Source organism: Vogesella mureinivorans (genome assembly GCF_007644035.1).
Taxonomy (GTDB): Bacteria; Pseudomonadota; Gammaproteobacteria; order Burkholderiales; family Chromobacteriaceae; genus Vogesella; species Vogesella mureinivorans.
This window is the reverse complement of sequence record NZ_VMTV02000909.1, coordinates 1-20,307: the sequence shown is the minus strand read 5'-3', so window position 1 is coordinate 20,307 and position 20,307 is coordinate 1. Positions and strand designations below refer to the sequence as shown.

Annotated in this window: 20 protein-coding genes and 1 pseudogene; 7 read left to right on the top strand and 14 right to left on the bottom strand. The window is 61.2% G+C overall.

All coding sequences use genetic code 11. The features are described 5' to 3' along the window. Positions 1–162 precede the first annotated feature (162 nt). The 4 genes from FLQ44_RS20315 to yghU all read left to right on the top strand — a co-directional run bounded on the left by FLQ44_RS20315 (position 163) and on the right by yghU (position 4,645). Entirely contained in the window at positions 163–1,218 is a 1,056-nt protein-coding gene (locus tag FLQ44_RS20315; RefSeq protein WP_147695805.1) for an RNA methyltransferase, read from the top strand. A 103-nt stretch (positions 1,219–1,321) separates the two neighbouring features. After that, positions 1,322–2,023 carry a pirin family protein gene (locus FLQ44_RS20310; RefSeq protein WP_147695804.1) on the top strand — a complete coding sequence of 234 codons (702 nt, stop codon included), beginning with the start codon at positions 1,322–1,324 and terminating at the stop codon, positions 2,021–2,023. Between the two features lie 524 nt (positions 2,024–2,547). Further along, positions 2,548–3,657 carry a GGDEF domain-containing protein gene (locus FLQ44_RS20305; protein WP_147695803.1) on the top strand — a complete coding sequence of 370 codons (1,110 nt, stop codon included), beginning with the start codon at positions 2,548–2,550 and terminating at the stop codon, positions 3,655–3,657. 139 nt (positions 3,658–3,796) lie between these two features. After that, entirely contained in the window at positions 3,797–4,645 is an 849-nt protein-coding gene (gene yghU, locus FLQ44_RS20300; RefSeq protein WP_147695802.1) for a glutathione-dependent disulfide-bond oxidoreductase, read from the top strand. Between the two features lie 66 nt (positions 4,646–4,711). On the opposite strand, the gene FLQ44_RS20295 is transcribed toward yghU, so the two are convergent. From FLQ44_RS20295 to FLQ44_RS20270, 6 genes are all read right to left on the bottom strand, one after another. Continuing rightward, positions 4,712–5,212 (bottom strand): YajQ family cyclic di-GMP-binding protein, encoded by a 501-nt coding sequence (locus FLQ44_RS20295; protein ID WP_147695801.1) that lies wholly within the window; start codon positions 5,210–5,212, stop codon positions 4,712–4,714. A gap of 32 nt (positions 5,213–5,244) precedes the next feature. Then, entirely contained in the window at positions 5,245–6,084 is an 840-nt protein-coding gene (locus FLQ44_RS20290) for a DUF1294 domain-containing protein (protein ID WP_147695800.1), read from the bottom strand. Further along, a complete protein-coding gene (locus tag FLQ44_RS20285) occupies positions 6,081–6,284 on the bottom strand; it encodes a DUF2788 domain-containing protein (protein ID WP_147695799.1) in 204 nt (67 codons plus the stop codon). Before FLQ44_RS20285 ends, FLQ44_RS20290 begins: the two co-directional genes overlap by 4 nt. A gap of 100 nt (positions 6,285–6,384) precedes the next feature. Continuing rightward, on the bottom strand, positions 6,385–7,605 hold the full coding sequence (locus FLQ44_RS20280; RefSeq protein ID WP_147695798.1) for an argininosuccinate synthase: 1,221 nt from the start codon (positions 7,603–7,605) through the stop codon (positions 6,385–6,387). 28 nt (positions 7,606–7,633) lie between these two features. Next, positions 7,634–8,557, bottom strand: a complete 924-nt coding sequence (gene argF, locus FLQ44_RS20275; RefSeq protein ID WP_147695797.1) for an ornithine carbamoyltransferase — start codon at positions 8,555–8,557, stop codon at positions 7,634–7,636. A 332-nt stretch (positions 8,558–8,889) separates the two neighbouring features. Next, positions 8,890–10,848, bottom strand: coding sequence for an aminotransferase class I/II-fold pyridoxal phosphate-dependent enzyme (locus FLQ44_RS20270; protein WP_147695796.1), 1,959 nt, complete (start codon positions 10,846–10,848; stop codon positions 8,890–8,892). A gap of 189 nt (positions 10,849–11,037) precedes the next feature. Between FLQ44_RS20270 and dinG the strand changes: the two genes are divergently transcribed. From dinG to map, 3 genes and pseudogenes are all read left to right on the top strand, one after another. After that, complete coding sequence (dinG, locus tag FLQ44_RS20265) at positions 11,038–13,173, top strand: ATP-dependent DNA helicase DinG (protein ID WP_147695795.1); 2,136 nt, start codon at positions 11,038–11,040, stop codon at positions 13,171–13,173. Positions 13,174–13,343: 170 nt separating this feature from the next. After that, positions 13,344–13,631, top strand: a pseudogene (locus FLQ44_RS20260) (DUF3579 domain-containing protein); the annotation flags it as partial. A gap of 214 nt (positions 13,632–13,845) precedes the next feature. Further along, entirely contained in the window at positions 13,846–14,646 is an 801-nt protein-coding gene (gene map, locus FLQ44_RS20255) for a type I methionyl aminopeptidase (RefSeq protein ID WP_147688835.1), read from the top strand. A gap of 72 nt (positions 14,647–14,718) precedes the next feature. Here the strand turns inward: map and prmB are convergent, their stop codons facing one another. From prmB to FLQ44_RS20215, 8 genes are all read right to left on the bottom strand, one after another. Continuing rightward, the gene (prmB, locus tag FLQ44_RS20250) at positions 14,719–15,663 is read right to left on the bottom strand and encodes a 50S ribosomal protein L3 N(5)-glutamine methyltransferase (RefSeq protein WP_147695794.1); all 945 of its coding nucleotides are present in this window, start codon (positions 15,661–15,663) and stop codon (positions 14,719–14,721) included. Between the two features lie 123 nt (positions 15,664–15,786). Continuing rightward, positions 15,787–17,160 carry a phosphomannomutase/phosphoglucomutase gene (locus FLQ44_RS20245; RefSeq protein ID WP_147695793.1) on the bottom strand — a complete coding sequence of 458 codons (1,374 nt, stop codon included), beginning with the start codon at positions 17,158–17,160 and terminating at the stop codon, positions 15,787–15,789. Between the two features lie 64 nt (positions 17,161–17,224). Next, positions 17,225–18,250: an anthranilate phosphoribosyltransferase gene (gene trpD / locus FLQ44_RS20240; RefSeq protein WP_147695792.1), complete on the bottom strand. Its 1,026-nt coding sequence runs from the start codon at positions 18,248–18,250 to the stop codon at positions 17,225–17,227. Between the two features lie 33 nt (positions 18,251–18,283). Continuing rightward, positions 18,284–18,853 carry an aminodeoxychorismate/anthranilate synthase component II gene (gene pabA, locus FLQ44_RS20235; protein WP_147695791.1) on the bottom strand — a complete coding sequence of 190 codons (570 nt, stop codon included), beginning with the start codon at positions 18,851–18,853 and terminating at the stop codon, positions 18,284–18,286. 70 nt (positions 18,854–18,923) lie between these two features. Further along, the gene (locus FLQ44_RS20230; RefSeq protein ID WP_147688828.1) at positions 18,924–19,106 is read right to left on the bottom strand and encodes a helix-turn-helix transcriptional regulator; all 183 of its coding nucleotides are present in this window, start codon (positions 19,104–19,106) and stop codon (positions 18,924–18,926) included. A 28-nt stretch (positions 19,107–19,134) separates the two neighbouring features. Beyond that, positions 19,135–19,659, bottom strand: a complete 525-nt coding sequence (locus tag FLQ44_RS20225) for a hypothetical protein (protein WP_147695790.1) — start codon at positions 19,657–19,659, stop codon at positions 19,135–19,137. Further along, on the bottom strand, positions 19,646–19,906 hold the full coding sequence (locus FLQ44_RS20220; RefSeq protein WP_147695789.1) for a hypothetical protein: 261 nt from the start codon (positions 19,904–19,906) through the stop codon (positions 19,646–19,648). The genes FLQ44_RS20225 and FLQ44_RS20220 overlap by 14 nt, the downstream gene beginning before the upstream one ends. Continuing rightward, a partial coding sequence (locus FLQ44_RS20215) for a hypothetical protein (protein WP_206209028.1) occupies positions 19,903–20,307 on the bottom strand: 405 nt, incomplete at its 5' end. The genes FLQ44_RS20215 and FLQ44_RS20220, both read right to left, overlap by 4 nt.

Genomic DNA, 20,307 nt, shown 5'->3' with positions numbered 1-20,307 from the left:
GTCAAATGACAAGATCCTGCTTGCCCGGTGGTGCCGCCTGCCGAATGCCGGGCGCCTTACCGCCAGCGGTGCAATTGCCCACCCGGCCACCCCGGCCTTGCTGTACCCTGTGCGCCGTTGCCAACCCTGCGGCCAACGTGTCGCCGCCATACCGAAGCACCCATGCGTATTCAGGACTTACACCAGATGCTGGCCGCCATTGGCGCCCGCCCCTGCCACATTGGCCGTATCAACCGTGCCTGGCTAAAAGGCCTGCCGCTGGATAGCGGCACACGCCACCAGAAAAGCGAGCATTACTTCCCCCTGCCGGTGCGCGAGGGCCTGCCTGCCATTACCGCGCAGGTGGAGGCACTGGCGCGTATCCAGTCACAACACCCTGGCGCCGATGGCTCGCTGCGCTTGCTGGTGGCGCTGGCGGATGAACAAAGCGTGGAAAGCGTGCTATTGCCGCGTGACGGGCTGTGTGTGTCTAGCCAGGTAGGCTGTGCGGTGGGCTGTACCTTTTGCATGACCGGTAAAAGCGGCCTGCTACGCCAGCTGGGCAGCGCCGAAATCGTGGCGCAGGTGGTGCTGGCGCGGCGGCTGCGCCCGGTCAAAAAGGTGGTATTCATGGGCATGGGCGAGCCCGCGCACAACCTGGACAATGTGCTGGAGGCGATCCACTGGCTGGGTACCGACGGCAATATCGGCCACAAGAACCTGGTGCTGTCTACCGTGGGCGACCCGCGGGTGTTCGAGCGCCTGCCGCAGATGCAGGTCAAGCCCGCGCTGGCGCTGTCGCTACACACAAGCGATAGCGCCCTGCGCGCACGCCTGCTGCCGCGTGCCCCGCGCTACGACCCCGCCGAGCTGGTGGCGCTGGGCGACGCCTACGCCCGCCAGGTGGGCTACCCTATCCAGTACCAGTGGACACTGCTGGCTGGCATAAACGATAGCCAGCAGGAAATGGACGGCATTATCCGCCTGCTGAAAGGCCGCTTTGGCCTGCTGAACCTGATTCCGTACAACAGCGTAGAAGGCGACCACTACCAGCGCCCGCCCGCCGAGGCGGTGGCCGATATGCGCCGCTACCTGCACAGCCACGGTGTGCTGACCAAGGTGCGCGACTCCGCCGGGCAAGACGTGGATGGCGGCTGCGGCCAACTACGCGCCAGGGCGGCGGATATCATCGACCACAGCCGGCTGCTACGCCGCGCAGGCGCACCCAAGCAGGATTGATCCGGCAGACGGCGCTTCAAAAAAACCGACACAGCCCATCAGCTTTCTTCGCCATGCGGCGGGCGGCAATGCGTGACAATACGCCCCTGACCAAGGAGGCATCATGCTGATCAAACGCCCCGCCGCCGAGCGCGGCCATGCACACCACGGCTGGCTGGAAAGCCACCACAGCTTTTCTTTTGCCGGCTATCACGACCCGGCGCATATGGGCTGGGGCAATCTGCGCGTGCTCAATGACGACCGCGTGGCTGCCGGTGAAGGCTTTGGCCGCCACCCGCACCGCGATATGGAAATCATCAGCTACGTGCTGGCCGGCGCACTGGCGCACGAAGACAGCCTGGGCAACCGCAGCACCATCCTGCCTGGCGAAGTGCAGCGCATGAGCGCTGGCACCGGCGTGCTGCATAGCGAGTTCAACCACGACAGCCACGCCACCACGCACTTTTTGCAGATCTGGCTGTACCCGCACACAAGCGGCATGGCGCCCGGCTACGAGCAAAAGGCTATCCCGCCGGCCAGCAAACGCGGCCAACTCTGCCTGATCGCCAGCCCGCAGGGTGACGGGCACGCCGTGCAGCTACACGCGGATGCGCGGCTGTACGCCGGCCTGTTTGACGGGCAGGAGCAGGCCACGCTCACGCTAGACCCGCAGCGCAAAGCGTATGTGCACCTGATAAGCGGCACGCTGCAGGTCAATGGCGAAGCGCTGCACGGTGGCGATGCATTGAAAGTGGCGGGGGAAAGCCAGCTGCATTTCAGCCAGGGTCAGGCCGCCGAAGTGCTGGTGTTCGACCTGGGCAACTAGCCAGTGTGGTAAATATTGCTGCACATAAACAGCTTGTAGCCAGGTGCATTGACACCCCTGCTACAGGCTGGCCTGGTTTTGGTGGGCGGGCATGGTGTGGCGTGAAATACGCCTTGAAAATTTAAAACAAACGATTTATTGGCAATAATTTGTTTTAAATGGCAATTAATATCATGCCAGCCATGCCGTATGACTTGCCCTGAGCAAGCGCCCCGCGCCTGGCTGCCCCCTTGCCTGGCCGTATTGCCAGCCTGCCCCGCCTGGGTATATGCCTATTGATGCAGCCCATTGGAATATATAGCCATTCTACATTTCTATAGATTAGCGTTGCAAAGCCGTGGGCGCATATAATACAGCCGTGCCTGCCCGGCAAACGCCACGACCACCCCGAGCAGGCAGCTATTTCCCCGTGCTTCTATCGCAGTACGCCTGCGTGCGCAGCGTACGAAGCCGTTCTTAGCCAGGACATCATTTCTTTGCACAGCCCCACTCTCGTTGCCATCGCGGCCATTCTGACGGTGCTCATGACATTCATGCTGCTGGCAGCCTGGCGCTTGAACCCGCACATTCCGGGCCTGAAAGGCTGGACGCTGGCATATGGCTGCAGTCTGCTGGTCTGCCTTAACCTGCTGCTGCGTAATAGCGGCCATGAATGGCTGATGGTGATCATGACCCAGATGTCATCATTCTTGCTGGCCTGGTTTAACCTGGCTGCGGCACGGCGCTACCTTGGGCGGCGGTCGCTACCAGTGCTGGCAGGCGTGGCCTGCGCCGTGATCGTGCTGGCCTGTGCCTTGTACTTCACCCTGCTGCAGGTAAACCAGGGTGCCCGTTTCCTGCTGCAAAGCTATACCGCCGGCGTGCTGTTCGTGATGGCAGCCGGCCAGATGGCCACCGGTGGCGTGCGCGAGTACCCGGCCCGCTACCTGTTTGCCGCTATCAGCGGCAGCCATGGCCTGTTCTTGCTGCTACGCCCCTGGCTGTTCAGGCTGGGGGAGCACGGCATGTTTGATCGCCACGGCACGCTGGTGGTTTCCCACCTGGCGGTAGTGGAATCCATCATTGCCGTCGTAATGCTGGGGTTTAGCGTGGTGATGCTGGCCAACGAGCAGGTAACGCAGGCACTGAAACACATGGCCGACCGCGACTCGCTGACTGGTGCCTACAACCGCCGCGCTTTTATGGCCATGCTGGAAAAAGCCACGCTCTACGCACCCCGGCTGGGTTTCCCGGTATCGGTACTGCTGATCGACCTGGACCACTTCAAACGCATCAACGACACCTGGGGCCACCAGCGCGGCGATGATGCCCTGCGGCACGTGGTAGGCGTGGCGCAAGACTGCCTGCGCGAGGGCGATATTCTGGGCCGCCTGGGGGGCGAAGAGTTCGCCATTGCCCTGCCCAATGCCAACCAGCACGAAGCCGAGCAAATCGCCAGCCGGCTGCGCCAAGCCATTGCCGCCCAGCCGCTGCAATACACGGGCACCATCCTGCCGCTTACCACCAGCATTGGCGTGGCCGCCTGGCGGCCGCCAGAAAGCCCTGATGGCCTGCTGCACCGCGCTGACGAAGCCATGTATCAGGCCAAGCGCCAGGGGCGTAACTGCGTGGTGCTAGCCCCGCAGGCAGACTAGCGCTGCCGCTGCACAGTGTGTTCTGCCCTGTTTCGCCTGGCCGGGCTTTAATACAGCCCGGCACGCCCCATCTAAGAGCTATGCCGTGCGCACGCGGCCAACCTTACGCTGCCCCGCGCAGCCAGATACGGAGCGTTTCATGAGCGATACCACCCCGCAGTACACCCCGCCACGCATCTGGGAATGGAAGCAGGCCAATGGCGGCCAGTTTGCCAATATCAACCGCCCTATTGCCGGCGCTACGCATGATCAGCCCCTGCCGCGCGGCGAACACCCGCTGCAGCTGTATTCGCTGGCCACGCCCAACGGCGTGAAAGTCACCATCCTGCTGGAAGAGCTGCTGGCACTGGGTCACGCTGGTGCCGAGTACGATGCCTGGCTGATCCGCATCCAGGAAGGCGACCAGTTTGGCAGCGGCTTTGTGGGTGTGAACCCTAATAGCAAGATTCCGGCGCTGCTGGACTACAGCGGCGAGCAGCCGGTGCGCGTGTTCGAGTCCGGTTCCATCCTGTTGTACCTGGCCGAAAAGTTTGGCGCGCTGCTGCCGCAAGACACCGCAGGCCGCACCGAAACGCTGAACTGGCTGTTCTGGCAGATGGGCAGCGCACCCTATCTGGGCGGTGGCTTCGGTCATTTTTACCAGTACGCGCCGGTAAAAATCGAATACGCCATCGACCGCTTCAGCATGGAAGCCAAGCGCCAGCTGGACGTACTGAACCGCCGCCTGGCAGACAGCCCTTATCTGGGCGGCAGCAGCTACAGCATTGCCGACATCGCCGTGTGGCCGTGGTACGGCGCGCTGGTACTGGGCCAGCTGTACGGGGCGGCCGAGTTCTTGCAGGTAGACGACTACCCGCATGTACAACGCTGGGCACGCGAGATAGCCGAGCGCCCTGCCGTGCAGCGCGGCCGACGCGTTAACCGCACCTGGGGTGACGAGGCCGAGCAGCTGGCCGAGCGCCATAGCGCCGCCGACCTGGACCGCTAAGCGCCAAAAGGCCAAGGCCGCTGCAGATGCAGCGGCCTTGGCCTTTTTACACCGGCAACAACACGCTTAGTCGCGGAAGTTGTTGAACTGCAGCGGGAAGCCGTTTTCCATATCGCCGGCAATTTCCTTGCGCATCAGCGCAATCACGTCTTGCAGCATGTCGCGCTTGGCACCCGATACGCGTACCGCCTCGCCCTGGATGCTGGCCTGTACTTTCAGCTTGCTGTCCTTGATGAGCTTGACGATTTTTTTCGCCAGCTCGGTTTCCAGGCCCTCTTTCACGGTAATGGTTTTCTTGACCTTGTTACCGCTAACCTTCTCCAGCTTGCCGTATTCCATGCAGCGCACGTCTACGCCGCGCTTGGCCAGCTTGGCCACCAGAATGTCGTTTACCTGGTCCAGCTGAAACTCGCTGTCGGCAAACAGGGTCAGCGTCTTGTCGCCGGTTTCGATACGGGCATCGCTACCCTTGAAGTCATAGCGGGTGGACACTTCCTTGTTGGATTGGTCTACCGCGTTGCGTACTTCGATTTTGTCCACTTCGGACACAATGTCAAACGATGGCATATCGCCCTTCCTTTCGTGTTATGGCGCGTATTCTAGCCCAAGTTGGCCGCAGTCAGCAGACCATGGCTGGCCAGCCAGGCCAGGCCGGCCACATTCAACGCCACACTTAGCCAGTAGTAGCGACGAAACGCTGGTTTGGTGGATTTATGGTTAAACACATACTGCGCCAGTGCCGCCCCCGGCCAGCCACCCAGCAGCGCCAATGCGTGCAGCGTGCTTTCCGGCGTGCGCCACTGCTGGCGCTGGGCGGCGTGTTTGTCGCGGCCATAGGCCAGAAACAGCAGCACGCTCAGCAGGCCATACGCCAGCAGCACCCACATCGCCACCTGCCCCGCCAGCCACAGTGCGGCCAACATCAGCACCATCACCAGTGCGGGCCACGGCCGTGGGCGGCGATCCGGCTTGAGGCTGGCCAGCACGTGCAGGCCGGACAGTGCGGCGTAGTTGGCCCACACAGCCACCGGCTTGCCCTGCTCGTTATGGCCTGCCTTGTAATACACCTCGTCGCCGGCTGCCGGCCGCCTGGGCGATACCGGAAACGCCGACACGTGCACAAACAGCGACTGGCCGTCTGCTGTGCCGATAAACCCGAAGCCACGGCTATCGTCCCAGCGCAGCAGCGTGCCTTTATGGCGGGTGCTGGCGGCCTGCCTGGCGGTGGCTACCTGCGCCCATACCGCCTGCGGCCGGCCATCGCGCCCTGGCCCTGCGCGGTAGCGCACCGGGTCGCCCGCTGCCGGCAGCACGCCATCGGCAAACACGCTGGCGTGGGCAAACAGCCGGCTGCCGTCGGCCTGGCGGATAAAGCCGAAGCCGCGCGCCGCGTCCCAGCTGGCCAGCGCGCCTTCACTTGTGTTTTGCGGCGTGCTCATTTCAGCAGCATGAACTCCACCAGCACGTTCTTGAACACAAAGCCCACCACGCCGAAGCCCAGTACGACAAACAGCGCAATCATGCCGGTTTTGCCGGCATTGGATTTCTTGCCCAGGTCGTAAATGATGAAGCCCATGAAAATGATCAGGCCGGTCAGCAGGATACCCATGGACCAGTTGGTAAATTGTTCTTCGCTCATGATGTCTTTGCGCTAAAAGGTTGGCCGCCATTATAGAAGCGACAACAAAAAACCGCACCCCGTGGGGCGCGGTCTGGCTGTATCACTTCGTTGCAACAGCTTACTTGTTCATGCGGCCGGCAATGCGCATGCGCAGTGCGTTCAGCTTGATGAAGCCGCCAGCGTCGGCCTGGTTGTAAGCACCGCCGTCGTCGTCGAAGGTGGCGATGTTCATGTCGAACAGCGAGTTGGTTTTGGAGTCGCGGCTCACCACGATCACATTGCCCTTGTACAGCTTCAGGCGTACCCAGCCGTTCACGGTTTGCTGGGTGTAGTCGATCAGGGTTTGCAGCGCTTTGCGCTCCGGTGCCCACCAGTAGCCGTTGTAGATCAGGCTGGCGTAGCGTGGCATCAGGTCATCTTTCAGGTGGGCGACTTCGCGGTCCAGGGTAATGGACTCGATCGCGCGGTGCGCCTTCAGGATGATGGTGCCGCCCGGGGTTTCGTAGCAGCCGCGGGACTTCATGCCCACGTAACGGTTTTCCACCAGATCCAGGCGGCCAATACCGTGCTTGCCACCCAGCTCGTTCAGCTTGGCCAGCACGTCGTGGGCTGCCAGGCGTACGCCGTTCAGCGCGACGATGTCGCCTTTTTCGAACTCTACGTCCAGGTATTCTGCTTCATCCGGTGCCGCTTCTGGCGACACGGTCCAGCGCCACATGGCTTCTTCGGCCTCGGCGGACGGGTTTTCCAGATGGCGGCCTTCGAAGGAAATGTGCAGCAGGTTGGCGTCCATGGAGTATGGCGCGCCACCGTTCTTGTGCTTCATGTCCACCGGAATGCCGTTTTTCTCGGCGTAGGCCAGCAGTTTTTCGCGGGACAGCAGGTCCCACTCACGCCACGGGGCAATCACTTTTACATCCGGCTTCAGGCCGTAGTAGCCCAGCTCGAAGCGCACCTGGTCGTTACCCTTGCCGGTCGCGCCGTGCGATACCGCGTCGGCACCGGTCAGGTTAGCGATTTCGATCTGGCGTTTGGCGATCAGCGGGCGGGCAATGGAGGTGCCCAGCAGGTATTCGCCTTCGTAAATGGTGTTGGCGCGGAACATCGGGAACACGAAGTCGCGTACAAACTCTTCGCGCAGGTCATCAATGAAGATGTTTTCCTGCTTGATGCCGAACTGCAGCGCCTTCTGGCGTGCCGGCTCCAGCTCTTCGCCCTGGCCCAGGTCGGCGGTGAAGGTCACCACTTCGCATTGATAGGTGTCTTGCAACCACTTCAGGATCACCGAAGTATCCAGGCCACCGGAATAGGCCAATACCACTTTATTGATGTCTGCCATCGTCTTCTCTCTCAGTCTACAAGCCGGGTCAGTCGTGTACACGACCCAGCATCAGGTATTCAATCAGGGCTTTCTGGGCGTGCATGCGGTTTTCTGCTTCGTCCCATACTACGCTTTGCGGGCCGTCTATCACCTCGGCAGCCACTTCTTCGCCACGGTGGGCAGGCAGGCAGTGCATGAACAGCGCGTCCGGCTTGGCTTGCTTCATCAGCGCTTCGCTCACCATATAGCCTTCAAACGCGTCACGGCGTGCTTCTGCTTCGCCTTCGAAGCCCATGCTGGTAAACACGTCGGTGGTCACCAGGTCGGCGCCGGCCACGGCAGAGGCCGGGTTGTGGAAGGCTTCGAAACAGTCGCTATCGTAGTGTTGGCCGTCCAGTACCTGCAGCTCGTAGCCCACTGGCGTAGCGACTTTCAGCTTGAAGCCCAGCAGCTTGGCGGCCTGCAGCCAGGTGCGGGCCATATTGTTGCCATCGCCAATCCAGGCCACGGTCTTGCCCGCTATGCTGCCACGGTGCTCGATATAGGTCAGGATGTCGGCCAGAATCTGGCACGGGTGGTATTCGTTGGTCAGGCCGTTAATCACCGGCACGCGGGAAAACGCGGCCAACCTTTCCACCATGTTTTGCTCGAACGTGCGGATCATGATGATGTCCGCCATGCGCGACAACACGCGGGCGGTATCTTCTACCGGCTCGCCGCGGCCGATCTGTGAGCTCTTGCCGTCCAGGAACATGGCGTGGCCACCCAGCTGCGACATGCCGGCTTCAAACGATACGCGGGTACGCGTGGAGTTCTTTTCGAAGATCATGGTCATCACCCGGCCTACCAGGGGGCGGTACAGCTCGCCGGACACCTGTCGTCGCTTCAGTACCTGTGCTCGCTCGAAGATGTGCTGGTACTCCGCGGCGGAAAGGTCTGTGAACTGGAGAAAGTGTTTGGGCTGCTTCATATCGGGTTCCGAAAAAAATTAATGCCACGGCGCTGTGAAAACGTGGCGTTTTCATGCGCGGCGGCACATTACTACACGCAAACCATCTGTCATCGGGTTGATAAACGCAATTTTGTTCATGATGTATTCATGATTTACAAAATTGCGACATGGTTATATGTATACGAAATCCACATTGGTGACAAGCCCAAGCCGGTTTCAAGCCGCCACCATCCGGCAATAAAAACGCCGATACACTGCAAGATCAATCACTTGCGGCGTACCGGCATTTTTTCAGGCTTTTAGCGAAGCGGCACAGCTGTTTAACAAAACACTAAGCGCTGGCCATAAGGTCAGTTGAACCAGGCGCGGCTGGGCAAGCCTGCCAGCTCGTCAGCCCGCAGCACCCGCACGCAGAACTCGCCGCCCTCCTCGGCCAGGCCGTGCATTTCTATGCTCTTTTGCGTTTTCAGCAGCCGCGCCATATAGGCCACGATATTGGCCTCAATCACCTGCCCCGGCACCAGCACCGGTATACCCGGCGGGTACGGCACGATCTGGTCGCAACACACGCGGCCGGTCAGCGCGGCGTTGGGCAGGCCATCGTCGTCCAGCAGCGGCAGGCGCTCGCCCGCCTCGTAAAACGCGTCACGCGGCAGGCAGGCCAGGCGCGAGAAGCCGGGGATTTCCGGCATTTTGCCCAGCGCACGCGGCGGGCGCTGTTCTTTGGCCAAGCGCAGCAGCGCGTCAAACAGGCGCGACATCTTGCTGCGCGTGGTACCCACAGTCAGCAGCAGGGTGATGGTATTGAAGGTGGATTTTTCGATCTGGATATTGAAGCGCTCGAACAAGGCGCGCTGCAGCTCGTCGGCGGAGTAGCCGCTTTGCGAAATATCCACCGTCAGCTTGGTGGGGTCCAGCTGCACGCCGTCGTCGCGTACCGACTCCGGCAGCAGGTCGTCCAGCTCCAGCACGCGGAAGGCGCCGGTGGAGTTGATCTTCTGCCGCAGCTCCTGCGCCAGCTTCAGCGCACGGTCCAGCAGGCGGAAGCCTTCTGTCACCGCCTGTTTGCGCGCCACATCCAGGCTGGCAATCAGGTTGTATTGCGGGCTGGTGGAGGTGTGCATATTGAAGTTTTCGCGGAACAGGTGCTCGTCGAACGTGGGGTCGTTCACGTGGATCATGCTGGCTTGCGAAAAGGCCGACAGGATCTTGTGCGTGCTCTGGGTCACGTAATCCGCGCCGGATTCCAGCGCGGTGGGACGGAAGGCGTGGTGGAAGCGTGCGTGGCCGTACCAGGCCTCGTCCACAATCACCTTGATACCGGCGGCGTGCGCCGCCTCGATGATGGGCTTCAGGTCGTAGCGCAGGCCGTCGTAAGTGCAGCTGGTCAGAATCAGTACGCGGGCATCAGGGTTGGCCGCAATGGCGTCGAAGATGACCTGCTTGGGCACCGGGCCGAAAATACCGTACTGGCGATTCACCGACGAATCCAGGTACACCGGCTGCGCACCGGACAGAATCACGCCGTGGTGCACGGATTTATGGCAGTTGCGGTCCAGCAGCAGCTTGTCGCCCGGCGCCAGCAGGGTCTGGAAGATCACCTTGTTCGAGGTGGAGGTGCCGTTGGTGGCAAAGTAGGTTTTACGCGCGCCAAACGCTTTGGCGGCCAACGTTTGCGCCTCGGCAATCACGCCGGTGGGGTGCAGCAGCGAATCCAGCATCGGTACCGATACCGACAGGTCGGCGCGCAGCATTTCTTCGCCGACAAAATCGTAAAAATCGCCCACCCACGGGCTGCCTTTCAGCGAGTCGCCACCAGCGTGGCCAGGCGTATGCCACGAATCCTTGGCCATGCGTACGTATTGCTTGAGCTTGTCGTAAAACGGCGTGGCGGCTTTTTCGCCCATTTCGGCCGCCAGGATACGGAACCAGCCGTTGAAATCGCGCTCGTCACGGTAGAAGTAGCCGTCAATGGCGTGGCTGGCCAGCTCCTCCATCAGCACTTTTTCGTCGTCATCCTGCAGCAGGATGTACAAGGACAGCTCGGGGCGCAGCCGGTTGATCTGGTTGGCCAGCTGTACCGCCGGCTGGGTAGCGCCCTTCTCTTTCAGGCCCTTGTCTACCAGCACGATCTGCACTTCGCCGTCGCTGCCGGCACGCGCCAGCGCGTCGCTGCTGCGGCCAACCCCTTCAAAACACAGGCCAAACGGGTTGGCCATCTTGGCCGCTACGGCAGCCAGCTCGGCCAGTACATTAGCCTGCCAGGCGGCATCATCGCTTACCACCAATACTCTGCTCACCGGATTCATCGGTGCTCTCCTCTGGATACAGCGTGTTTTTATAATGTCTGTCGTACTGTTATGGCCGCGGCACGGTGCGGCTTTGTTTGACGCTATCGTAAGCACAGCTTGGCCACAATGTCATGCTGCAGGCGCAAAACTGCATGGTCGATGTCGCCTTGGCAGCAGGGGGGGCGCCAATCCGTTACAATGCCGCCCATGCTGACCGACATCGAAAAAAACCTGCTGCGCGACCACTATCGTGCCATTTCCGAAAACCTGCCCGGCTTCCGCCCGCGCGCGGCGCAGCGCCGCATGCTGGCCGAAATCGCCAACGCCTTTGGCCGCTGCAGCATGCCGCCCACAGACAGCGAGCAGGAGCCGGAAGACAATAGCGGTGACAGCATTGTGGTCGTCGAGGGCCCTACCGGTGTCGGCAAAAGCCTGGCCTATCTGCTGGCGGGGGGCGTAATGGCCAAATCGCGTGGCAAAAAACTGGTGGTGACCAGTGCCACCATTGCCCTGCAAGAACAGCTGGTCAACCGTGACCTGCCCTTTGTCATAGAAAAAAGCGGCCTGCCGCTGACCTTTGCGCTAGCCAAAGGCCGTGGCCGCTACCTGTGCCCTTACCGCCTGTACCAACTGACAGCCGACACCGCCCAGGGCGAGCTACTTGCCATGGACCCGAGCATGGCGCTGTGGGAACGCAAGCCCGAGCAAGCCGAGATCGACGCCCTGCGTGAGCTGGCCGACGCGTTTTACTACCGCCGCTGGAACGGCGACCGCGACACCTGGGCCGAAAACATCCAGGACGACCTGTGGCGCCGCGTCACCAACGACCGCCACGGCTGCCTGAAAGCCGGCTGCCCCAACCGCGCCGAATGCCCGTTCTACCTGGCGCGCGACACGCTGGAAAACGTCGACGTGGTGGTGGCCAACCACGACCTGATGCTGGCCGATGTGTCCATGGGCGGCGGCGTGATTCTGCCCGCACCGGAACAAAGCCTGTACTGCATCGACGAGGCGCACCACCTGGCCAAAAAAGCAGTCAACCAGTTTGCCGCCGAGCACAGCCTGGCACAGGCCATGGCCTGGCTGGAAAAAGTGCCGGCGCTGGCCACCCGCGTGCAAACACTGATCGACAAGCCCGAGCTGTGCGCCAACGCCATGGACGCCGCCGGCGCCTGCATGGAAAGCCTCACCGAATGGCTGTGGCTGCTGCAAGGCGTCACCGAGCTGGAAGCCAATAGCGACAACCTGGAGCCTAGCTGGCTGGTAGAAGACGGCGTGCTGCCGGAGCACATGAAGATCCCTGCGGCCAACATGGCGCTATCGGCCCGCGCACTGTACAAAAACCTTACCGGCATGGCCGACGCCATCGGCGCGCTGCGCAAGGACAAACAGCAAGACGCCGTGCTGCTGGACAAGCTGAACTCGGATGCCGGTTTCTTTGTGGGCAAGGTCGAGCCGCTGGTGGCCCTGTGGGACCTGTACGAGCGCGAGCCGGACGACAACGCCCCGCCCATCGCCAAATGGGTCACCCGCCGCGCCGACGGCAAGGGCGACTATATTTTCTCGGCCTCGCCGGTGAGCGCAGCCGGCAGCCTGGCGGCCAACCTGTGGCGGCGCGCCTCGGGTGCGCTGCTCACCTCGGCCACGCTGCGCTCGCTGGGCAATTTTGATTTGCTGCTGTCGCAAACCGGCCTGAAATGGCTGCCGGATGTGCAATGCGTGGCGCTGGACTCGCCGTTCAATTTTAGTGAACAAGGCGAGCTCTACCTGCCGCCGCTGCACGCCACACCCAAAGACCCGGCCGCCCACACCCGCGAAATCATCGAATGGCTGCCGCGCCTGATCGACCTGACCCAGCCGCTGGGCACGCTGGTGCTGTTTACCTCGCGCCGCCAGATGCAGGAAGTCGCCGAGGGCATCCCTGCCGAGCTGCGCCAGTGCGTGCAAATGCAAGGCGAGCTGCCCAAGGCCGTGCTACTGGCCAACCACTACGCCGCGCTAAAAGAACAGCGCCCCAGCGTGCTGTTTGGCCTGGACTCGTTCTCCGAAGGGCTGGATTTGCCGGGCGAAGCCTGCGTGCACGTGATTATTGCCAAGCTGCCGTTTGCCATGCCGGACGACCCGGTTGGCCGCACCCTGTCACGCTGGATAGAAAAGCGTGGTGGCAACCCGTTCATCGAGCTGACCGTGCCCGAGGCGTCCATCAAGCTGGTGCAGGCAGTAGGCCGGCTGATTCGCACCGAAAGCGACTACGGGCGGGTGACGATTCTGGACAACCGCATTGTGCGCCAGCAGTACGGCAAACGCCTGCTAGCGTCACTGCCAGCATTTCGCCGCCTGTAACATTAGGGAAAACCGCTTGCGCAATGATGTGGCTAAAACGTGATGCACAAGCGATTTTAGGCTAGAATTAGGGTCAACCCGAATGACCTGCTGAGCAATAGAATGCTCATTTGATAAAACAGGCTACGGGCTGAGACCACACCCACAAGAACAAGCGCCCGGTTAAAGCCATGATCTGCAACCCGTATGAAATCGTAATACAAGGCCTCACCTCTGAAGGCCGTACCTTCCGCCCCAGCGACTGGGCCGAGCGCCTGGCCGGCATTCTGGCGTCGTTCGGCGACGATCAAAAGCTGGCCTACCACCAGTTTGTGCGCCCCATGATGCTGGACAATGTCCGCTGCGTGGCGGTGGACAAAAAGCTGGAAAAAATCCAGCCGCCGGTTTACCGCTTCCTGATGGACTTTGCCAAAGACAACGATCTGCGCATCGTAGACTGCCGCACCCTGATCGACGAAGTTTACCCCAACCAGTTTCTGGCCTGATTTATCAGATTGGCTAAGGGCTAATCTGATAAATCACTGCCATGTGCGACGCATGCGAAGCGCTGGCTAGCCAACACACCGCCAGGACCCCTGCCGGCATAAACGGGCCGCAAGCTTTGCCTTGCTGCCCGTTTGTTCTGGATTTGCTACCATAGCAACTTAACCGATCAAGCGACCCCACCCAGCAATGTCCATTGTTATCAAAAACCAGCAAGACATCGAAAAAATGCGCATCGCCGGCCGCCTGGCTGCCGAAGTGCTGGACTACATCACCCCGTTCGTCAAACCGGGCGTGACCACCGAAGAGCTGGACAAGCTCTGCCATGACTACATGGTAAACGTGCAAGGCACCATCCCTGCCCCGCTGAATTACGCGCCGGATGGCACCAACCCGTACCCGAAATCCATCTGCACCTCGATCAACCACGTGATCTGCCATGGTATTCCCGATAACAAACCGCTGAAAAAAGGCGATATCGTGAACCTGGACATCACCGTGATCAAAGACGGTTATCACGGCGACAACAGCCGCATGTACTACGTAGGCGAAGTCAGCGAGTTTGCCCGCCGCCTGTGCAAGGTAACCTACGAGTGCATGTGGAAAGGCATTGAAAAAGTCAAACCGGGCGCCCGCCTGGGCGATATCGGCTACGCCATCCAGCGCCACGCCGAAGCCGCCGGCTACAGCGTGGTACAAGAGTTCTGCGGCCACGGCATTGGTACCAAGTTCCACGAAGAGCCACAGATACTGCACTACGGCCAACCCGGCACCGGGCTGGAAATCAAGGAAGGCATGATTTTCACCATCGAACCGATGATCAACCAGGGCAAGCGCCACCTGCGCCTGCTGGCCGACGGCTGGACCGTGGTCACAAAAGACCGCAGCCTGTCCGCGCAGTGGGAACACACCATTCTGGTGACGGCAACCGGCTACGAGATCCTGACCACCTCGGACGGCACGCCACCCAAGCCAGTGTGGAAGCAATAACATCCCGCCCTGCCATGAAAAACCCCGCTACAGGTAGCGGGGTTTTGTTTTGCGGCCAAGCTTGGCAGTAGCTTAGAAGTCGTCGTCGGCAAAATCGTCGTCATTCATCGGGTCGCCCATGCCGGCAGCCACCAGGTCTTCGCGTGTCAGCAAGAACACAAAGCCATCGCCACTCTGGGTTTCCATCCACATGAACGCCAGGCTGGGGTAGGCCGCTTCCAGCACATCGCGGTTATGGCCGATTTCTACCAGCAGCACGCCACCCGGGGTCAGCAAGCGCGCAGCGTTCTGCAGAATCACGTGGGTAGCATCCAGGCCATCTTCGCCCGAACCCAGCGCCAGCTCCGGCTCGTGCAGGTATTCCTGCGGCAGCGCTTCTACCGACGGCGCATCCACATACGGCGGGTTGGAGATGATCAGGTCGTACGGCTCTTCCAGGCCTTCTACCAGGTCGCTGTGAATCAGCTGGATACGCTCTTCCAGGCCGTAGTTCTGGATATTGATGCTGGCCACTTCCAGTGCGTCCAGCGAGATATCCACCGCATCGATCTCGGCATCCGGATAGTGGTGCGCCAGCTGGATCGCCAGGCAGCCGGAACCGGTGCACAGGTCCAGTGCGCGGTGGACGAGTTCGGGGTGCTCGATCCACGGCGCCAGTGGCTCGCCCATCAGCTCGTAGATGAAGCTGCGCGGCACAATCACGCGCTCGTCCACGTAGAAATTGAATTCGCCCTGCCAGGCTTCGTTGGTCAGGTAGGCTACCGGCACGCGCTCTTCGGCACGGCGCTGGATGCGGCCAACCACGTCTTGCACTTCCGATGGCAGCAAGCGTGCATCCAGATACGGCTCCAGCTGCTGGATAGGCAGCTTCAGCGTAGACAGGATCAGGTAGGCGGCTTCGTCGTAGGCATTGCTGGTGCCATGGCCGTAGGTCAGCTCGGCTTCGTTGAAACGCGACACGGCAAAGCGCAGCAGGTCGCGTACGGTATGGAAAGCACTGGCGGCTTCAGCGTACATCGGGTGTCCTTTCTGTTCGGCAGCGCGCTATGGGCGCTGCCCATGATAAAAGGTTGGCCGCAGCCAACCTTTTGGTCTTTCATGCATGCCCGGGGGCAATCGCGGCTAGGCCGCGATTATCGCCTAGAACGGCAGCGTTGCGCTGGTTTCCTGCGCCAGAACGCGGCGGAAATCGTTCTGGATGCGCGCCAGCGCGGCTTCGTTATCGGCCTCGAAACGCAGCACGATCACCGGCGTGGTGTTGGAGGCACGCATCAGGCCAAAGCCATCGGCGTATTCCACCCGCAGGCCATCGATGGTGATGATGTCCTGCGCGCCGTCAAACTGCGCGGTTTCCTGCAGCTTGGCGATCAGGCTGTGGTTTTCGCCCTCGGCCGTTTTCAGGTTCAGCTCGGGGGTGGACAGCGCGTTAGGCAGCGCATTCAGCACGGCGGACGGGTCGGCCACCTTGGACAAGATCTCCAGCAGACGCGCGCCGGTGTACAGGCCATCGTCAAAACCGTACCAGCGCTCTTTAAAGAACACGTGGCCAGACATTTCGCCTGCCATGCCGGCGTCCGGGTTGGCCTTGAGCGCGGCTTTCATGAAGCTGTGGCCGGTGCGGTTGATCATGGGCACGCCACCGGCGGCCTCGATAGCTGGCGCCAGCAAGCGGGTGCATTTCACGTCGTAGATGATCTTGGCGCCGGGCTGGCGGCTGAGTACGTCCTGGGCAAACAGCATCAGCTGGCGGTCTGGCCAGATGATGTTGCCGTCTTTGGTGACCACGCCCAGGCGGTCGCCGTCGCCATCAAACGCCAGGCCGATTTCCGCATCGGTTTCCTGCAGGGCGCGAATCACGTCTTGCAGGTTTTCCGGCTTGGCCGGGTCCGGGTGATGGTTGGGGAAGTGACCGTCTACCTCGCAGAACAGCTCATGCACCTCGCAACCCAGATCTTTAAACAGGCGCGGGGCAAAGTCGCCCGGCACGCCGTTGCCGCAATCCACAATCACCTTCATCGGGCGCGCCAGTTTGATGTCGCCAATGATGCGCTGATGGTAAGCCTCGGCGATATCGTGCGTACGGTAGGCGCCCTCGCCTTCGGCAAAATCGTTATTCACGATGCGCTGATAGAGGGTCTGGATCCAGTCGCCGGCCAGGGTATCGCCGTCCAGCATCATCTTGAAGCCGTTGTAGTCCGGCGGGTTGTGGCTACCGGTGACCATCACGCCAGAGAAGGTTTCCAGCTGGTACGCCGCGAAATACAGCATGGGCGTGGCCACGCGGCCCACGTCGATCACATCAACACCCGCGGCACGGATACCGTCGGACAGGCGGCCGGACAGCTCCGGGCCGGACAGGCGGCCATCGCGGCCAATGCAGATGGCGGACACATTGCGCAGGCGTGCTTCACTGCCAATGGCGCGGCCAATCAGGAAAGCAGCGTCGGCGGTGAGGGTGTCACCGACCACGCCACGAATGTCGTAAGCCTTGAAAATGGATTGGGCAATAGTCATGAAAGTAATGGCATCTATAGGGCAAGGTTGGCCGCAAGCACTGTGCTAGGGCTTGCGGATGGCATTAATCGATATTTTGACTCAGCTTCACCAGCGCGTCGAGCTTGGCACGCGCTGCGCCGTTATCAATCGCCGCCGCCGCAGCCTGCACGCCATCGGCCAGTGAGCCGGCCACACCCGCGGTATAGATGGCGGCGCCGGCATTCAGCAGCACGATATCGCGTGCGGGGCCGGGCTCGCCTGCCAGCACATCCAGCAAGAAGCCGCGGGAGGCATCGGCGGTTTCGGCGCGAATGGCCGACAGCGGCGCCGTCGACAGGCCAAAGTCTGCGGGGTTCAGCGTGTAGTCCATGATCACGCCGTCCTTCAGCTCGGCTACACGGGTGTCGCCAGACAGGGTGATCTCGTCCAGGCCATCGCAGCCATGCACAATCATCACGTGCTCGCTACCCAGCTCGCGCAGTACGCGCGCCTGGATGCCCACCAGGTCGGGGTGGAACACGCCCATGACCTGATTGGGCGCACCGGCCGGGTTAGTCAGCGGGCCCAGGATATTGAAGATGGTGCGCACCCCCAGCTCTTTGCGCACCGGCGCCACGTACTTCATGGCGGTGTGATGGTTGGGGGCGAACATGAAGCCCACGCCGATGTCGTCGATACAGCGCGCCACCTGCCCTGCATTCAGGTTCAGGTTCACACCCAGCGCCTCCAGCACGTCGGCACTGCCTGAGCTGGACGACACGGAGCGCCCGCCATGCTTGGCCACCCGCGCACCGGCAGCGGCACTGACAAAAGCCGCGGTGGTAGAAATATTGAAGGTGTGGCTCTTGTCGCCGCCGGTACCGCAGGTATCCACCAGGTGCTCGCACTGGCTTACGGGTACGCGGGTAGCAAACTCGCGCATCACCTGCGCAGCCGCGGCAATTTCCGACACGCTTTCCGTCTTGACGCGCAGGCCGATCAGGATGGCAGCGATCAGCGGCGCGGGCACTTCGCCGCGCATGATCTGGCGCATCAGGTCCAGCATTTCGTCGTGGAACAGCTCGTTCTGGTCGATCAGGCGATTCAGGGCGGCCTGCGGTGTAATCATGCCTTTATCTCCGGCAAAAGGGTCATTAACGACTCAGGCAAATTCTTTCAGGAAGTTTTGCAGCATCTGGTGGCCGTGCTCGGTCAGGATCGACTCGGGGTGGAACTGCACACCCTCGATCGGCAGCGTCTTGTGGCGCACGCCCATGATCTCGCCGTCTTCAGTCCATGCAGTGATTTCCAGGCAATCCGGCAGTGTCTCGCGCTCGATCACCAGCGAATGGTAACGGGTGCAGGTTACCGGATTAGGCAAATCACGGAACATGCCTACATTATGGTGCGACACCGGCGACACCTTGCCGTGCATTAGCTGCTTGGCGTGAATGATCTTGCCGCCAAAGGCCTGGCCAATACTCTGGTGCCCCAGGCACACACCCATGATGGGCAGCTTGCCGGCAAAGTGGTGGATGGCCGGCACCGAAATACCTGCCTCGTTCGGCGTGCACGGCCCGGGTGACAGCACCAGATACTGCGGATTCAGTGCCTCGATTTCTGCCAGCGTAATTTCGTCATTACGAAACACCTTTACCTCTTGCCCCAGCTCGCCAAAGTACTGCACCAGGTTGTAAGTAAAGGAATCGTAGTTATCAATCATGAGTAACATAATATAGCCCAAAGCCTTGATTTTATTAGGTTGCAGTCTGCGGAAGTTATGATGTTACTCACAATCTTACTCACGCCGCGTTTTGCAGGCATTTTGCGCGCCATGCATCGAAGTCTTCTTTTGGCCATCGAGAGGCCACGCCGATCTTAACCGGCTTAGGAAATTCGTCGCGCGCAATCATGCGATAAATGGTTGAGAAATGATAACCCGTCAGCTTGCAGATGTCTTTCAGTGTGTAGAGCTGTCCATCCATGATCTTCATCCCACAAAAAAGGCCACCATCAGGCGGCCAACTTCATTTCATTCTTCAGCCTGGCTTGGGCCAGACCCTCTTCAACTACCTGCGCAGCTTCATGCAGCACGGTCACCAGTTCGCCCCGCGTAAGAACCGGTATCACTGCGGCCAACATATCCAGCGCGTCGCTGATGTTCCTGTACTGGCCTGCCGTTCCCACAAAGCGACCGGTCTTGCCCTGGTGTATCCCGACTTCTTCCAGACTCTGCACGGCCAGCTTTCCCGTCATGCGGTAGGTGCCGCCCAGCTCTTGCGTGCCAGGCGAGGCCCCGCGCTCGATGAGCAGCTTGCCGGCCATATACGCCGCGACAGCGATCTCCGACAGCCGGACAAAACCGTTTACACACAGCTTGCCGGCCAATAACGCCGCGTAGTCCTCGCGAGGCTGGTCAAGCAGGTCTACGTCATCGGTGGGCGTCAACAGCGCCATGCCCAGGGCAAGCTTGATGCTGCCGAATTCGCGGCGATGCCGGTGCGGGTTGTACTTCTTTTGTCGTTTAGCGTTCGCCATGGTCGGCTCTATGAGAAAGGCCAGCGCTGGGCTGGCCTTGGGGTTCGCTCTCTTCATGGCCAAGGCAATAGCCCTTGGCGTCGTAGTTGTCGCAGCCGGCGCTGGGTATCACCTCCATACCCTTGGCCTTCATCACCGCCAGGCTGGCGCGGATTTCGTGCGCATTGCCGCTGAACAGGCGCTCCAGCTGCTTGTCGGTCTGCTGCTCGGCTGCGGCGATGGTCATGTGAATGTGGCGGGTGGTCACGCTGCACCGCCTTTCTGCGCGGCGGCGAGTCGTGCGCGGCGTTGCTCGATGAACTCAGCGCCAGCCTTCCAAGCTATCTGCTCCCACACATGCGGCGCGGCGCTGCGGGTCAGCTCACCCGTAGCGCGTTCCAGCAGGTGCCAAAGCTCCAGCTCCTCCAGCTGTGTTGCAGCTGCCGGCCCGTGCGCTTGATAGAAGCCACGATTGAACGCCAGCTGCATGTGCCGCAGGAACCAGTCGGCCAGCTCATCAGCGATGTGGGTGTGGTAGTTCATGCGCTCCAGCGCCTTCACGATGTCGCTGCGCTTGTACCAGGTCGGCGCTTTCGGCACGGCCACGGCTGGCGGCTGGGCGACGGCGGGCTGCGACGACATATTTGCCAGCAGGCACGATGCCTTTAG

Excerpts from the sequence above, each read along its gene's own strand:
- FLQ44_RS20315 (WP_147695805.1), top strand. The coding sequence starts at position 163 with ATGCGTATTCAGGACTTACACCAGATGCTGGCCGCCATTGGCGCCCGC.
- FLQ44_RS20310 (WP_147695804.1), top strand. The coding sequence starts at position 1,322 with ATGCTGATCAAACGCCCCGCCGCCGAGCGCGGCCATGCACACCACGGC.
- FLQ44_RS20305 (WP_147695803.1), top strand. The coding sequence starts at position 2,548 with ATGACATTCATGCTGCTGGCAGCCTGGCGCTTGAACCCGCACATTCCG.
- yghU (WP_147695802.1), top strand. The coding sequence starts at position 3,797 with ATGAGCGATACCACCCCGCAGTACACCCCGCCACGCATCTGGGAATGG.
- FLQ44_RS20295 (WP_147695801.1), bottom strand. The coding sequence starts at position 5,212 with ATGCCATCGTTTGACATTGTGTCCGAAGTGGACAAAATCGAAGTACGC.
- FLQ44_RS20290 (WP_147695800.1), bottom strand. The coding sequence starts at position 6,084 with ATGAGCACGCCGCAAAACACAAGTGAAGGCGCGCTGGCCAGCTGGGAC.
- FLQ44_RS20285 (WP_147695799.1), bottom strand. The coding sequence starts at position 6,284 with ATGAGCGAAGAACAATTTACCAACTGGTCCATGGGTATCCTGCTGACC.
- FLQ44_RS20280 (WP_147695798.1), bottom strand. The coding sequence starts at position 7,605 with ATGGCAGACATCAATAAAGTGGTATTGGCCTATTCCGGTGGCCTGGAT.
- argF (WP_147695797.1), bottom strand. The coding sequence starts at position 8,557 with ATGAAGCAGCCCAAACACTTTCTCCAGTTCACAGACCTTTCCGCCGCG.
- FLQ44_RS20270 (WP_147695796.1), bottom strand. The coding sequence starts at position 10,848 with ATGAATCCGGTGAGCAGAGTATTGGTGGTAAGCGATGATGCCGCCTGG.
- dinG (WP_147695795.1), top strand. The coding sequence starts at position 11,038 with ATGCTGACCGACATCGAAAAAAACCTGCTGCGCGACCACTATCGTGCC.
- map (WP_147688835.1), top strand. The coding sequence starts at position 13,846 with ATGTCCATTGTTATCAAAAACCAGCAAGACATCGAAAAAATGCGCATC.
- prmB (WP_147695794.1), bottom strand. The coding sequence starts at position 15,663 with ATGTACGCTGAAGCCGCCAGTGCTTTCCATACCGTACGCGACCTGCTG.
- FLQ44_RS20245 (WP_147695793.1), bottom strand. The coding sequence starts at position 17,160 with ATGACTATTGCCCAATCCATTTTCAAGGCTTACGACATTCGTGGCGTG.
- trpD (WP_147695792.1), bottom strand. The coding sequence starts at position 18,250 with ATGATTACACCGCAGGCCGCCCTGAATCGCCTGATCGACCAGAACGAG.
- pabA (WP_147695791.1), bottom strand. The coding sequence starts at position 18,853 with ATGTTACTCATGATTGATAACTACGATTCCTTTACTTACAACCTGGTG.
- FLQ44_RS20230 (WP_147688828.1), bottom strand. The coding sequence starts at position 19,106 with ATGGATGGACAGCTCTACACACTGAAAGACATCTGCAAGCTGACGGGT.
- FLQ44_RS20225 (WP_147695790.1), bottom strand. The coding sequence starts at position 19,659 with ATGGCGAACGCTAAACGACAAAAGAAGTACAACCCGCACCGGCATCGC.